At 45.7% G+C, this 15682-nt stretch carries 9 protein-coding genes; all 9 read right to left on the bottom strand.

Annotation, left to right across the window (positions count from 1 at the left end):
• Window positions 1–257 (bottom strand): NADH:flavin oxidoreductase (locus LLG96_12710; GenBank protein ID MCE5251070.1); only part of this gene is annotated, 257 nt, incomplete at its 3' end.
• Window positions 258–275: 18 nt separating this feature from the next.
• Window positions 276–1703, bottom strand: coding sequence for an L-alanine-DL-glutamate epimerase (locus tag LLG96_12715; GenBank protein MCE5251071.1), 1428 nt, complete (start codon window positions 1701–1703; stop codon window positions 276–278).
• 10 nt (window positions 1704–1713) lie between these two features.
• Window positions 1714–3096 carry a Gfo/Idh/MocA family oxidoreductase gene (locus LLG96_12720; GenBank protein ID MCE5251072.1) on the bottom strand — a complete coding sequence of 461 codons (1383 nt, stop codon included), beginning with the start codon at window positions 3094–3096 and terminating at the stop codon, window positions 1714–1716.
• An 833-nt stretch (window positions 3097–3929) separates the two neighbouring features.
• On the bottom strand, window positions 3930–5909 hold the full coding sequence (locus tag LLG96_12725) for a response regulator (protein ID MCE5251073.1): 1980 nt from the start codon (window positions 5907–5909) through the stop codon (window positions 3930–3932).
• A 612-nt stretch (window positions 5910–6521) separates the two neighbouring features.
• On the bottom strand, window positions 6522–7931 hold the full coding sequence (locus tag LLG96_12730; protein MCE5251074.1) for a sigma-54 dependent transcriptional regulator: 1410 nt from the start codon (window positions 7929–7931) through the stop codon (window positions 6522–6524).
• Window positions 7932–7945: 14 nt separating this feature from the next.
• Complete coding sequence (locus LLG96_12735; protein MCE5251075.1) at window positions 7946–9859, bottom strand: PAS domain S-box protein; 1914 nt, start codon at window positions 9857–9859, stop codon at window positions 7946–7948.
• 1080 nt (window positions 9860–10939) lie between these two features.
• Window positions 10940–12559 (bottom strand): sodium:solute symporter, encoded by a 1620-nt coding sequence (locus LLG96_12740; protein MCE5251076.1) that lies wholly within the window; start codon window positions 12557–12559, stop codon window positions 10940–10942.
• 214 nt (window positions 12560–12773) lie between these two features.
• Complete coding sequence (locus LLG96_12745) at window positions 12774–13691, bottom strand: hypothetical protein (protein ID MCE5251077.1); 918 nt, start codon at window positions 13689–13691, stop codon at window positions 12774–12776.
• Window positions 13692–14086: 395 nt separating this feature from the next.
• Window positions 14087–15478, bottom strand: coding sequence for a twin-arginine translocation signal domain-containing protein (locus LLG96_12750; GenBank protein MCE5251078.1), 1392 nt, complete (start codon window positions 15476–15478; stop codon window positions 14087–14089).
• Window positions 15479–15682: the final 204 nt, after the last annotated feature.

Below are 15682 nucleotides of genomic sequence, written 5' to 3' on the forward strand. Positions count from 1 at the left end.
CAGACGAGGCCTGCTCCGCCCGAAGCGAACCGCTCGTACCGCCGAAATGTCAAATCGTCCGGTTTTCCTTCGGGTGTACCATCACACCCTTCCATCGGGTGGATTGCGATTCTGTTCGGAATCATGGTCTTACCAAGGGTCAGCGGCTCTCCGAGTATATCAAGTTCTTCGGACAGGGGAATATGAATGTTCATATTCGCCAGCGTTCCCTGTAACTCTTTCAGCGACGACCAGGAAAACCGTCTGTTACCCTGCATGCTGTAACTCCCATCATTTCACCCTTTATACCGGAACATGTCCTCGTAATGTCCGGATGGCAGAAATATACCTCCGCTTTTCTCATAGAAATCCTTATCAAGCATGAACACTCCCCTGCGAGTTTCGGTCCATGGCGCACCATTGCAGGGATGATATCCTTTCATTTTTTCCCAGTTCCGGTAATTCTGGTGGCCGTTCGTTTCAACGAGCCCGAGTCCCAGACCGGGAAACGGCGCCAGCCGTGCCGCAACATTTTTATTCCAGTCAACGAGAATGGGATTTACGGTCAGGTCGGCGCAGAAACAGGGAATTCCATTCTCATGGGCCACTTTCGCAATTTTCAAAGTCATGCTCAGGGTCTTGGCAATCGCTTTCAGCGCAATAGCCCCGTACCCCATCTGTATTCTTTTAACAGCATCGGCATCGGTGTGCGCGCTTTCATCGGCGGCAATACGGACACCAAGATCGCCGACACTCTCTTCATATTCCTCGGGGAACGGTTCTTCGATAATTGCAATGTGATCGAAGGCCCCGATTTTGCGGGCATGATCGAGGAGCCGCAGGAGAGTTTCCTTTCGGGCATATCTGCCGTTTGCATCGAAATAATACGGAAGTTTGCCGTTTTTCGTATACGGCGTTTCAATATTGCCGATGGCTTTATGGATTTCCGTCATCCGGGATTTATCCTTTTCGAGCATCTCTTCCTGAGTACCCGGCTGGCCTATCTTTATCTTCATAAAGAAATATCCCTGCCCGGCGGCATCACGGATTTCTTCAACCGGGACAGCGTACGCCATGAGGGGGATACTGGCGAGTTCTTTATGATGGTGCGACAGCGCGGATCGATACATCGGAGGTATCATGTCGTCGAAGGTACCGATACCGTTCTTTTCAGCATACACCAGCCACGCAGCATTGTCGAAACCGACGAGAGCATTGAGGGCAAAGGTCTTCCGTAAATCCGGGTTCCCTGTCACCGCTTTACCGTACTCATAGACATCCCCGAGAACCATATCCAGAAGATCGATGGGTGTGGTGAATGTCATACCTCTGGCTGTCCGCAAGGCGTGTTCGGTCATGGCATACATGAGCGCATTACCGCCGCTTTCGGAGTGCGATGCGAATATCGCGGCGTCCGACCACAACACACTCTGGCTGCACAGACCGATTTTCCGTAAACCGGACTCTTCTTCAAGAAGAGCAGCGGTCTGCCATATCTCGGTCATATAGCCGCCTTTGAATCCGAACGGCCTGATCAGCGGCTCACGCTCGAAATTGGAGTCGGTGTTTTTCACTGTTATGTGCATGGAGGTATCCTTTGTTGTATTCACATCCCTGGCGTTCTGACCATACGACAGACGCGGAATGCATAAACCTGCCAGTGCCCCGGATTGTTGTATGAACCGACGGCGGCTAAAGCCATTGCACTGTTCCCTGTTATTCATGTCAACTCCATCACAGTTTCCATGGTTCTCTGTACTGATAGTGGAGCAGATTGTTTGCGTCGCTGTTGTTGGTAATCCGTTCTGTCTTCGGGTCCCACTCGATTCGTGTTTTCGTTTCGAGAGCGATGTTCGCAAGATGGGCAAAGGTTGTTGAACGGTGTCCTTCCTCCATGTCGCACAGACTTTTACTCCGGGACTTGACACAATCGAGGAAGTTTCGTACAAGACTGTCGGTGCTGTCCACAGGGGTCTCGAGTCTCTTTTCCACCGGTTCGCCGGGTGTGCTCCGTTTCTGAAACTGACCCGGTGAGGGCGGCACAATTTTGTATACCCGCTCATTGGCGGACAGCGTTCCCTGGACACCGCATAATTCGACCTCCCAGCCGGGTATCGGATTTCCGCCTCCCGCCTCATACAGGCCGAATATCACTACCGCTCCCGAACCGAATTCAAACGTTACCTCCATGGTATCGGGTATCGTGCGGTCATCATCGATCACATACTTACCCCCATGCGTGGAAACCGCCGAAGGAGCCTGTTCGCCTATGAGCCACCGGATCACATCGAGATAGTGGACACCCCAGTTCCCGATCTGCGAGGAATACGATTTCCACCAGCGGAATTTGTAGGGAGCGATGGTATACTGATATGGACGAAAAGGACGCGGGCCGAGCCACATATCCCAGTCAAATCCCTCGGGAGGATTTTCAGGCTGAGCTTTACCGATGCCATCGGGATACATATTGCTCACATGGTATGCCCGTGCGACTGTCACTTTCCCGATTTTCCCACTGCGGACAAGCCCCGCAAGTTCCTGATAAACGGGTGCTCCCCTGCGGTTCAGCCCAACCTGGGTCACCCGGTTCGTTCGCGAGGCAGCTTCGACCATTGTGCGGCCCTCATGGATGGTGATTGTAAGCGGTTTTTCCACATATACGTCCTTACCGGATTCCATGGCCATGATAGCCTGGACAGCATGCCAGTGATCAGGGGTAGCAATACACACCGCATCGATATCCTTCCGGTCGATGAGCCTGCGGAAGTCCTTGTATCTTTCCACTTTACCGCTGAATGTCTCGCCCATCGCGGGGATACGCTCGCCGAGTTCATCGAGAAACCGCCCGCATACCTTCGACCGGTCTCTTAATGTGTATGGCTCGTACACATCGCAAAGAGCGGCAATTTCGACATCACGGTTTTTCATAAATGACGACAGCAGCTGCGAACCACGGTTCCCGACGCCGATAAATCCCATTCTGATTCTGTCATTCGCTCCGAGAGCGGACGAAACAAACGGCGTACCCGTCATCTCAAGACCCAGTGCCATGCCGGTTGTCGTTACAGCCGATTGCTTCAGGAACAGCCGTCTTCCAGATTTTCTCGCATTTTTCATACACTCTCCCCCCGCGATTATATAATGAACCTGTTATACGGCAATGGACAAGGCACGCGCTTCATTAACCGCGAACAACAACCCGTATCATTCAGAAAACATTCTCAAGCGTACTGTGCTGTACCTGGCCGCAACGTGTAGGCTCAATGACCCGAACATTTAAACACATTATTTATCAGGTTATTGTAAATTTTCAACAGTTCACGTGTATAAAAACAAATACTCGTAAATCCGCTTAAATTTATTCATGATTCAGAAGATAAGGGCTGGGCGCAATGAGGGCAAGTAATGACTTTGATATGAGGTCATATTATGATAGAATTTTTAGGTCATCCGAATAATGAGTACCTGAACGATTCATGCATTATCAGCTTTTTTTCCACTCAACCACCTGACTCCCTCTCCCCCGCTTCGCGCGGGCGAGGGAGAGCCGCCAAATGGACGCTGAAAGTTGACCCCTCTCCCATGCATGGGAGAGGGAATTAAAGGGGGAGGGAAGACATTGTAAAACAATGCATTTAAGAAATATTCATGATATATATATCCTGTCTTCTGAGAAACGACGGGCATTTTTCGCACAGCACGTTTACCGGGAATCCGGGTACGCATTTACCGGATGAACCATAATTTTTTAAATACGGATTTAACCGGATTTAATCACAAGAATCGATTGAACATTGATCGACATGAATCGAACGGATTTTCGCGGATCGGGTTTTGTATAGACCCCGGATTTTACATCTTTCCGGGATACTTATTACGCGAATTACCCTCATGACCATACATGGTCATACCGAAGGATGCACATGTACTTACAGATTAATCCGTGTTAATCATGATGCAAGTGATTCACGAATTTTTCGAATAAACGTTTCCGGGGAGAATGGTTTCTGGAGAAATACTCCATCGCCATCATGTATTCCATAGTTTATAATGGAATTATCGGTGTATCCTGACATATAAATAACCCTGATTTCGGGATGTAGAGTTCTGAGACGCGCGGAAAGCTCTTTCCCGTTCATATGAGGCATAACAAGGTCTGTCACCAGAAGATCCATTTTTTCAATTTTATTTTTATCAAGATAATTTAACATTTCAAGCCCGTCATGCGCGTTGTGAACGTTGAAACCTTTTTGACGTAATATCCTGGATAACATATCGTTAACGAGTTCGTCATCCTCAACGAGCAGAATCGTCCCTCCGACACTGCAATCGGTTTCATCCTTTTTAATCGGAACGCTTTCAGGTTCTGCCTCCACAATAGGGAAATATATTTTAAATGTCGTTCCGTGCCCAAGTTCACTGTAAACCCAAATATTCCCCTTGTTCTGCTTGACAATGCCATAACAGGTCGAGAGTCCCAGGCCAGTTCCTTTCCCTTTTTCTTTTGTGGTAAAAAATGGTTCAAAGATTTGGGACATAGTCTTTTCGTCTATCCCTGTACCTGTGTCGCTCACAGCTATCATGACATAACTCCCGGGCACAACCTCGCAATGAAAATGAGTATAATCAATATCAAGTATGACATTGGCAGTTTCCAGGGTAAGCATTCCGCCATCCGGCATGGCATCACGAGCATTGACCGCCAGGTTGGTCAATACCTGTACAATCTGCCCAGGATCAACCCGCACCATGTTCAGTTTATCAGCCAGAAATGTAACAAGTTCTATATCCTCACCGATCAGGCGACGAAGCATTTTATCCATATCGCTCAGAACCGTGTTCAGGTTTATCACCTGCGGCTCGATATCCTGCTGCCGTGAAAAAGCAAGAAGCTGCTTGGTAAGACCTGTCGCCCGTTCCGCAGTACTTTTTATCTCAGTGATATCGTCGTAGAGGGTATTGTCTGGGGTAAGCGAAGATAATACCATATCCGAATTCCCTATTATGACAGTCAGCATGTTATTGAAATCATGGGCAACGCCACCGGCCAAACGGCCCACGGATTCCATTTTCTGGGCTTGAAGAAATTGAGATTCCAGGTGTTTGCTTGTAGTAATATCGCTGAAAATGGTGGCATATTTCCCCTCTTCCGGATTAAACGCGGAAATACACAGCCACTTGTTCAGAGATTTAAAATAGTGCTCTTGGGTTGCAGCATCTCCTTTGAGGGCAATTTCACGATAGATTTTGATCCAGTTAAAATCATTCCCCCCGATTTTGGACATGACATCGGTGATTTTTTTTCCAATAATGTTTTTTCTCTCAAGCTGCATTATTTTTTCAAACGCTTTATTTACATCACGAAAAACGTAATTGACCGTAAAACCGTTACTATCGGTAAGGACATCATGGAGCGCAAACCCGTTGGTCATATGATCGAATAACAGCGTGAATTTTTTTTCGTTTTCTCTGAGAATCTCTTCTGTCATCTTAAACTCGGAAATATCAGTAAATGTTCCGATTATCTGATGACTCTTAGATACTATCCCAGGAAGCGGGGTCAGATGAGTTTTGATCCAGATTCGGTGTCCATTCTGTATAATGACATCATTATAATCAACGGCACTTCCCGATGCTATGCAGTGAAAGAAATTGGTCCGCAGGTTTCGCGCTGTTTCATTGTGAAGATGCTTATACACATCTTCCGGCCGTTTACCGATGATGTCGGCCGATTTCAAACTTGTCATCCGTTCAAAAGCAGCATTCGCACAGATATATCGGAATTCTCCATCCTCAGCCATGCCGACCACGAAAACAGCCGAATCGATTCCATCGAAAACATTTTTTATGAACAACAATCGCTCTCTTATCTCCTGTACCGCTTCTTTCGGGTCATCCGATACAGCAGTTCTCTCATTATAGTCCGCCATGGGACACCTGCCTTCCGAGGATTTATCTTCGCAATCATGGATAAGATAAAACCACCAGTAATTGAGTATGATAAAATGTTTTGGCGTATTTTGATAAAGAAACATCGTGTTATTGATAATCTTATATGTTGTATTACATGTCATTTATATTTTATTTGCATCATTCAATAATTCATAGACATTACAGATCATTTTAAAATCAAACATATAAATACCGGGATTCTACGGAATTCCGTGTTCTATAATATCTTGTTAATACAACGTTTCAGCCGACTAATTCTACCATAATGCTCTTAATACTATAATCGGTGTAATTCGATGGTCTGAAGCATTGTGTGAATAATCAAGGCCAGAACCCTTACCATAAACGAAAACGGTACAACAGAGGGGCTTGTACTTCAACTCAATATGAGTACAAAAACCATGCCAAATAGACTGGAATAATCAAAATTGAATAATAATCAAATGGTTATATAACGATCAGATTTGGGGAGGCACCGCTAAGCAGAGATGAAGGCGCAATTTATTCCATAAAAGTAGACATTGCATATAATAAAGTGGACATCATACTATCCAAAAAAATAGAGAACAAAAATCCTGCATGGTATCCATTCAGAGATTATCCGGAAGATTGTATTTTTTCAATAACTGATATAATCGGGCTCTCGATATTCCAGCAATCTTACAGGCTTTGATCTTATTTCCCATGGTTTTCGTCATGAGTGTATGAAGATATCTTCGCTCCATGTCTTCATGCACAGTTTTCATTTTCGGGAATGTTTCGTGCTCAACGGTTTCAAACGAATAAAATGCACCGCGATTTTTCTGAATATCCGCTTTTACCGGTACAGAGGTCTGTGCAATCCTGATCCGTATGTTTGTGGGAAGATGATAGGGGAAAAAAGTGGGCTCATATCGTGCCTCGGTAAGAACATACTCGATTGTATTAACCAGCTCACGGACATTTCCCGGCCATTCATAATTTGTCAGTGCTTCTAAAAATTCCGGAGAAAAACCCTTTGTTTCGATACCATACAAGTCACCAAGCTCGGATGTATAATGAATAATCAACGGTTTTATGTCTTCAACACGTTCCCGTAACGGTGGAAGTTCAATCGAGAATGCCCGCAGGCGATAGAGCAGATCTTTTCTGAACTGACCGGCTTGTACCATCTGGTCGAGTTCCCTGTTGGTCGCCACGATAAGACGGAAATTGCTTTTACTTTCCGTTTTAGAGCCAAGAGGGCGATACAGACGTTCCTGAATCACACGAAGGAATGCTTTCTGGACCGATAACGGGAGCTCTCCAATTTCATCGAGAAACAATGTTCCCCCATGGGCATGTTCAATCAATCCTTCTTTCATTTTATCCGCCCCTGTGAAGGCCCCTTTCTCATGTCCGAATAAAATCCCCTCGACAAGCGTTTCGGGTAAAGCGGCGCAATCGACCACTACAAAGGGTTTATCAGCCCGTGGGCTGTTTTTATGTATTGCCCGCGCGAAGAGCTCCTTTCCCGTACCGGTTTCTCCCGAAATAAGCACATTCGCGTTGCTGACAGCTGCCTGAGCAAGCTGTTCGAGCACTTTTTCCATTTTTGCACTGCTGCCGATGATACCTTCACATTTCAACACAAGCGGAATATGCCCGGTCTTCTTTTCCTCACGGTACTGGAGCGCCCGTACAAACGGCAGCAGCATTTCATTGAGCATGGCAGGTTTTGTAATATAATCCCATGCCCCGTTTTTTATCGCAAGCTCTGCTCCATTTATATCACTGAAAGCTGTGATGATAATTACTTCAGGTACTGAAGGTGCGGCACGGATAAGCGGGATTGCATCGAGCCCGTTACCATCCGGCAACTGTACATCAAGGAAAACAACGTCAAAATTCCCGTTCCGTGCTTTTTTAAGTCCTTCGTTGAGTGTAAAAACACATGTAACATCGTGCCCAACACTCTTTACCACTCTTGCCAGCGCCTCGTTCATCGAAGGATCATCATCGATAATCAGGATATGGGCCACTGTTTTCCCCTCCTTTATCGGTTGGCATCCAGCACACGTCTTATACTTGCGGCAATCATGCCGCCGTTAAAAGGCTTGATAAGAATCTCGCGAATACCCAGTTCCTCTGTTTCACCCGATGCGATAGTCTCATTATATCCGGTACAGAGTATGATGGGAATATTCGGCCTGATGCTTACTAACGCCCGCGATAATTCACGACCGTCGATATCGGGCATGGTAAGGTCGGTAATGACAAGATCAATCCAGTCAGGATTGGAACGGAAATATTCCAGGGCATGTACACTGCTCGTTTTCCCGACAACGGAGTAGCCAAGATGTTCAAGTACTCCCTTCTCGATGTGTACCAGGTCTTTCTCATCGTCCACGAGAAGTATTCGTTCGTGACCGGGGAGAATTTTCCCGAGGAGCTTGTCTTCATGAATGTCCTCAATTTCAACAATGGGCAAAAACACATCAAAAACCGAGCCTTCGCCGGGTTCACTATGAACGGTTATCTCTCCCTGATAGCTCCGAATAATTCCATGAACAACACTCAAACCCATACCGGGACCTTCTCCGGGTTTTTTCGTGGTATAAAACGGCTCAAAAATACGTTCAATTACCGATGATGATATGCCCTCGCCCGTATCACGCACCGTCAATCTCACGTGCGGTCCCGGTTTTAATACAGGGTACTTATTAATCGCGTCGTTGTCGATCATGACATTATCCATGGAAATTTCGAGCGTTCCCCCTCTGTCTTTCATGGCATACGCTGCATTATTGCATAGATTCAATATAATCTGATTGATCTGAACGGGATCACACAGAATAACATCACGGTTTGATTTTATGTGTTCACATATCCTGATGGTGGACGGGAATGTCGCATGAATGAGCTTCAGAGTTTCCTTGACAATGGGCAGAATGTTAACAGGGCGTTTTCCCTGTCCTGTCTGACGGCTGAATGTGAGAATCTGCTCTATGAGATTTTTTGCTCTGAGACTTGACTTGATAACACTTTCCAGAAGAGTCCTGGTCTGATTTTTCTTTGGCAGATCATAAATAGCAAGCTCGGTGTTGAGCATGATCGCGCCGAGGATATTATTAAAATCATGGGCAATACCTGCCGCCAGTGTGCCGATAGCCTCCATTTTCTGAGCCTGAAGCAGCTTGTTTTCCAGATATTTACGTTCCGAAATGTCGCATATGATATTCAGTATATATTCGATCTCATTGTCATCAGACCTCTGGAGGCTTGCAGACATGAGACAATTCATTTCAGTGCCATCTTTTTTCCTTCGTTTTATTTCATATTCTTTTATATATCCATTGTTCTTCAATTGGTTTATAACACTGATATATTCATCATATGCGAAATATGTGTCACGAATGTCAAGCCCCTTTATCTCCTCCCCTGAATACCCGAATAATCCCAACCATGTGCCGTTAACATCCAGTATTATCGGTTCCACAGTAAAAATTTCTACGGAATTACGGGAATTCTCAAAAAGCGCCCTGTATTTCTTTTCGCTCGTTGATAGTGCTTTTTGTACTTCTATTCGATCCGTAATATCAATAATTTGAACAATAATCAAATCGGTGGGTAAACCATGGCTGAGAATATCGTAAACTGATACTTCTACCCATCGAATCCCGCCGTCTTTCCGGGTAATTACAAACTCATCCCTTTTAATGTTTATTTCTCTGTCCAGCAGCATATTTCTGATTTTAATCACATTGTTATAATATTCCTCATCCGGAAACAATTTCTGTATCAAGACGTCAATAGTGGTTGCTTCTTCAGGTGAATAACCGGTCAGTTCAGCGACTGCATCGTTATACCGAATGATCTTCGCAGCATTCCTCGATATGAATGTCGGTATAGGACTCTGCATATAAACATCCCACAGCAGCTCAAGTAATTCATCACTCGCGGAATTCATCTTTTTTTTCATATTTTTTACAAAATCCCTCGTATATATGTCATTTTTTTATAATAAAGCGTCATTTTTAAAGAAATTATTCAATACTGCCTTACACGGGTATAAATATTCTATTGTATAGGGATTATGAGTCTTTTTAATAACGATAATTTTAATCATTATAATTTAATAAGGTTACTTATGAATACATAACAATATAACGATATTATTAAAAAAGTCAAAAATATATTTAAGTTGATTATATTATATTATTTTTAAAGTTATATATTATAAGCTCTCACGGGTCTATATGTATCTATGCATATCTTTGTATTATAATGATTTATTAAAAATATAACTATGCTCATATTAGCATTTTATCTCTTTATATCATAATCTTATCTTAATTCGTACTAATGAACATTAATTATTATATTAAACGCATGTGATGAAAAATAATTACAATTTTTTAAAAAAAATCATAAGGATTCGTTACTATAAAGGAGTTACATAACAACATTTTGCAGAACTTCTTGTATGTTATTTTACTTATAATAAAAGACACAAATAATTTCACATAACAATCTCATCACCAGGGCTAATGAAGGGGTGACATTGAGGAACGTCATGCTGCGGCCGGGAATTTTTACAAGAAACAATACAGTTATTATTTTATTGTGTGTAACTCCGTAGTATCCGGTTAAAATTGTACAGAAAGCACGAATATTTTTTGATAATAAAGCTTTCACTGGCATGCGGATTGTCAGGGATATGATTTTACCCCTCTTCTCCACCCGAACCAACCCCTCAATTCCATGAGAGGGGGAGTTCCCATTAAAAACCTGTATTGCCAAGGTGTTATGCGCGGGTCAAGTTCTCTTGATAAACGGTGATAACTGTCATGTTCTGCTGAAAACAGCGGATGTTCAATAATTTTACCGTCAGTTCTGTGTGTCACTGAATAAAACAGTACATTTTCAGGAAGATGTCGTGTATAATCGGTAATATTACGACAAAGATACATCTACACCCCTCTTTTTAACAAAAAGGAGGGAGCCGGATGGGATAAATGATGCCTGCTGATTTACATGGATCACCGTATCATTTAAAATGAAGCGGCGAGAAATAAAACAGGACCATCGCAATTATGGCAAGAATAACCAGAGAGTTCACAACATCTTTCCAGTTCCAGCTTGCCCGTGATTTCTCCTTGTCCGCGGCGACTGTCGTTGCATAGGTCAGGCCCTGAATCTTTTCGTAGGACGGTCTCGGTGTCAGGAGGCTGACAACAACCATGAACGCAGCACAGCCCAGGAACAGAAATATGGCGAAATGGAGAAAGTTGAGCGATGCAAAACCGTATAAAAACCCACTCAGGTGTTCTTTATTCAATTCCGCAACAAGCCGCGCCATACCGATGATAAATCCACCGATCAGCGCGGTAAGAGCCCCGTGCGAATTAATCCGTTTCCAGAACAGCCCGAAGAGGAAAACAGCGGCGATAGGAGGAGCGATATACGCCTGAACACTCTGAAGATAATGGTATAATTCACCGGAGATGATCTTCATGAGCGGTATCCATAAAATTCCCGATATCACGACAACCCCGGTCGCAATCCTACCCACCATGACCAGCATTTTTTCAGAGGTTTGCGGCCTCAGTTTTTTATAAATATCCATGGTAAACAGGGTGGAACACGAATTGAAGACAGCGGCGAGCGAGCTCATGAGCGCGGCAAGCAGTCCGCCCGCTACCAGACCTCTCAATCCGACGGGCAGAAGCGTTTTAACCATGACGGGAAACGCCTGATCGGCCTCTGGCAATTGGATCTGACCCGATTTTGACAGTGCATAGGCAATGACACCGGGGATTAAAAAGATAAAGAACGGGAAAAGTTTTAGATACGCCGCGAATATCGTACCCCGCCGCGCCTGCGTCTCATCTCTCCCGGCAAGTGCGCGCTGTACAATATACTGGTCGGTACACCAGTACCATATCCCGATGATGGGAGGGGCAAACACCATTCCGGTCCATGGAAACTCCGGGTCACTGGCGGGTAAAAACATATTCAGACGTTCGCTTCCGACAATCGAAACGACATTGCCCCACCCGCCGATTTTAATCAGACCCATGACAGTCACGGTTATCGAACCCAGTATTAAAACGATCGCCTGCATGCTCTCGGTATACACAACGGCCCGTAAACCGCCTATAACGGTATATATACCGGTAAGGAGAACCACGGTAAGCGCTCCCGTCCAGAAATCGACTCCCATGAGCACCTGGAATACCACAGCGCCTGCATATACCGTAACGGATACTTTGGTCATGACATAGGCAACGAGCGAAATCAGGGAAAGAAACCAGCGGGCGGTTGAATTATACCGTCTCTCAAGGAATTCGGGCATGGTAAATACCAGACTTCGCATATAAAACGGTACAAAAACCCATCCAAGCATCAGAACACACCAGGAATGAAGCTCGTAGTGACCCATGACAACACCCGTTTTTGCCGCTGTACCCGCAAGTCCGACAATATGCTCTGATCCGACATTCGATGCCAGAATCGACGCTCCGATTACAAACCAGCCGACATGCCTGCCCGCCAGAAAATAATCGGCGGCTGTGTCCTGCTTCTGCCTTACAACCCAGAACGCTATTCCGAGAAGAACCATGAAATACAGCCCGATAACCAGCCAGTCAAGCGCCTGAAAACTCATAAAAATCTCCTTTTCACCATAAACGGATTACATTCGGAAAACCGCTTATCTTTACCATTCCATTAAGTCGTTAAAAAAGCTTGTAGAAAAGATACGCAAGTAAATCGTAAAGAAAAGTACTTTTTCATCTTGATTATGAACCGAAATACTCTTATCGCGGATTTAGAGTTTATCGCGGTGAAAACAACTAAAAAAATTCATTACGTTTCCACACTTACTGACTGAAAAGCATCTCCAGAAAGAACGGCAGACCGCATAAATGATCGGTATGATCGGGGCCCGCATTACCGGCAAAATCCAGAATCCAAAGGTTCCCCTCATGCGTTTCACCGACCATCTGCATTCCGACCGGCCCCCATTTGAGAACCGGCGCTCTCGTAAGACCCAGCGAATCGACGATATATTCCGCTGTTTCTGTTGTGCTCGCATACAGGCCCGGGAATATTTCCGAATGGGTGATGATCATCCGTTTTTCACCCGCCGCGGCATGTTGAGCAAATTTCAAAAAAACTTCGAGTTTATCGGTATTGAGCACACCGCCGTCACTGAGCCGCTTTTCATCGGGGATATAATCCGTATGAAGGCCGTCCAGCAGGATCACCCCGTCTATGTCGGCGGCATGATTCCTCAGAATCGCACGAACCGCGCCATATCCGGCACTGAAAGAAGTCAGGTAAATTTCCGAAAAATCGTAATGGAGCGAATCTCCGCTAGAAACCATGCGACGGATCGAGTCGATGAACGTATCGAACACCCGTTCATCCTGAAAAGGACGCTCGTATACGGATGACCCGACGCCGAGATCGACCGTGGCCACAATAAACGGTATATCGGAATGGTACGCGGCATATGCGGGAATATACCGTGAACCATGAAAATGGATGAGCAATTTATAATCGTGACTGCCGTTTTTATTCCCGGGGATATAGATTTTCACCGGTTTCGGAAGAACGTCGGTCATGACCATGACAGTACCGGGAACATCCGATTCCGGGATGCGTTCATGCGTCCGGATATGCTCGGCCATCGGAGACGGGAACTGATTCATCGGAGGGGGAGCTGCCCTGCGAAAAGTCGAGCACCCGACAAGCACGATAAATACAGTACAGCAGATTGCGGATATGAATCTCATTTTCCCACCTTATTCCGGATTAAAATTGTTGACATGGAATAAACGTTTTAAAGAAAATTACGGTATTGATCGAATGGAATGCAATGTGATTTTTAGGGAAAAATGGACAGAGGGGCAAAGAGACAGAGGGACAGAGTGGTGAAAGGGGAAAAACCCTGAAGGGGCGATTGGAAAAAATGATGCTCGGCCCCCCTATCCTCCCGCTCCGCTGCGACAGAGCTACGAGTGCGACGGTGCACAGCGGGAGCCGGGAGGAGTCGATTAAGAAATTATTATACCGTGAAAGCAATGCGGTATGAGATATAGTCACATCTGAATTACAGCACCACGAGTGGCACTATAATTCATAAACAGCATCTGATATGCAACTTCAGACCAAATACACAGGATTTGCCTCAGTATCCCCGTTTCAGGTACAGAGGTTCCGCCGCCGCATCGTACGCCTGGCCATCGTGTTCATGAAATCCCTGATAGTAATACGGCATCTCGCCGCGCCGGGCCATGGTGTCTGTCCATGACGCCATGACCATCCAGTGGATCGCGTTACCGGTGACACCGGTCAGAGGACAGATTTTTTTGTCGAATCCCTTGATTGCCAGCACGCCCTCGCTCTCATCGCTGTAATTGTTGAATGCCGTATCGACTTCCTTGAACAGATGCGTTCCGGAAGAATCACTGTCGATACCGTACGATGTGAATGCGGTAGTGTACGCCTTCATGCTTTTCGCATATCTCGCCACATTGATTTCGAGCGGATTGTTTGAATCCACCGAGCCGATCAGAACGATATCGCCTTCCTTTATCTGGCTGGCAAACTGATCATACTGCCGGGCAATCATGCTGCCCGAGGCCACGATATATGCCTCGTTGACAAACATGTTGACACAGCCCTGGTACGGTTCGCCCATCTGGGGACGGCCATAGACGAGAAGTCTCGCTTTTTTACCGAGCACAAGATCGGCCCATTTTTCTCCGACAACCTCCATTTTGGGACGGTCGGTGCCGATCATCCGGAAACGGTCGATTGCGAGGTCCAGATATTTCTCCGCCGGCTCAGTGCTCGACCCTTTCCCCTTTGTACCGATGAGGTTGGCCAGCGAGGCGGTACATGCCCAATACACGAGCATCATGGCAATGCCGCTCGACGGGCAGATTCTGAAACCCGGAATCTGCGGAGCATTCACCAGACCATTATAATACGGCACATGAGTGTCGATCACCAGGTCGCATACATCCTCCATGGCGGGGCCGTTGTCCGATCTGAGAAATCCCGGAGGTGTTTTTGCGAATTTCGAGTAATTACAGGTGAGACCGACAACATAAACACCCGAGTCCCGCTGTTCGTTCTGGCGTCCTCCGCCACCGTTGGTGATGACGAAATCACCCTTTTTCGGGGTGGCAGAACTTCCCCGTGGCTCACGCGTGTTGGGTATAAGATTCGGCTGGCCGCGCAGGTCAGAGCTTCCCGCAAACATGACAAAGTGGCCTGTCTGGATACGGCCGTAAATATTTCCGCCATTCCGCATGCATTCGTATGCTTTCTCCATGGCCTTTGCTATTGCCCCGACCGACTCGTTACGTGTACCTTCCGCAATCTCAATGAGGCCATCATAATACTGGTCGATGAAAGATTTTGCGGGAGGCGTAAAATCCTTGACAAATGTAACGTCAATTTCAGCGTTTCCCGGTCGGGCAGCCGCCAGTGTTGCGGCTGCTCCCACACCAAGGGCTGTCGAGTCTGACAAAAACCGCCTTCTGTTAACCTTATTATCTTTCGAGCTGTCCATTTTTTTCTCCATGCTTCGAGTTTAACAAGTGGTAAGAATGATGTTATTTAAAAAATATATAGTCAGAACTGACGGTCCGGCCAAAAGTCAGGTTGCGGCAAGCAATAAACATATAACATGTTGATAATACAGTAATAACGCTTGCTATTCCGATATATTATTCGCATACTATGGTAGAGAAACGCCATACATGTGAGGATACAA

The organism is bacterium (assembly GCA_021372535.1).
In the GTDB taxonomy this organism is placed as follows: domain Bacteria; phylum Latescibacterota; class Latescibacteria; order Latescibacterales; family Latescibacteraceae; genus JAFGMP01.

What these genes read in the sequence shown, in the direction of transcription:
- LLG96_12715 (MCE5251071.1), bottom strand. Translation starts at nt 1,703, where the DNA reads ATGAATAACAGGGAACAGTGCAATGGCTTTAGCCGCCGTCGGTTCATA.
- LLG96_12720 (MCE5251072.1), bottom strand. Translation starts at nt 3,096, where the DNA reads ATGAAAAATGCGAGAAAATCTGGAAGACGGCTGTTCCTGAAGCAATCG.
- LLG96_12725 (MCE5251073.1), bottom strand. Translation starts at nt 5,909, where the DNA reads ATGGCGGACTATAATGAGAGAACTGCTGTATCGGATGACCCGAAAGAA.
- LLG96_12735 (MCE5251075.1), bottom strand. Translation starts at nt 9,859, where the DNA reads ATGAATTCCGCGAGTGATGAATTACTTGAGCTGCTGTGGGATGTTTAT.
- LLG96_12740 (MCE5251076.1), bottom strand. Translation starts at nt 12,559, where the DNA reads ATGAGTTTTCAGGCGCTTGACTGGCTGGTTATCGGGCTGTATTTCATG.
- LLG96_12745 (MCE5251077.1), bottom strand. Translation starts at nt 13,691, where the DNA reads ATGAGATTCATATCCGCAATCTGCTGTACTGTATTTATCGTGCTTGTC.
- LLG96_12750 (MCE5251078.1), bottom strand. Translation starts at nt 15,478, where the DNA reads ATGGACAGCTCGAAAGATAATAAGGTTAACAGAAGGCGGTTTTTGTCA.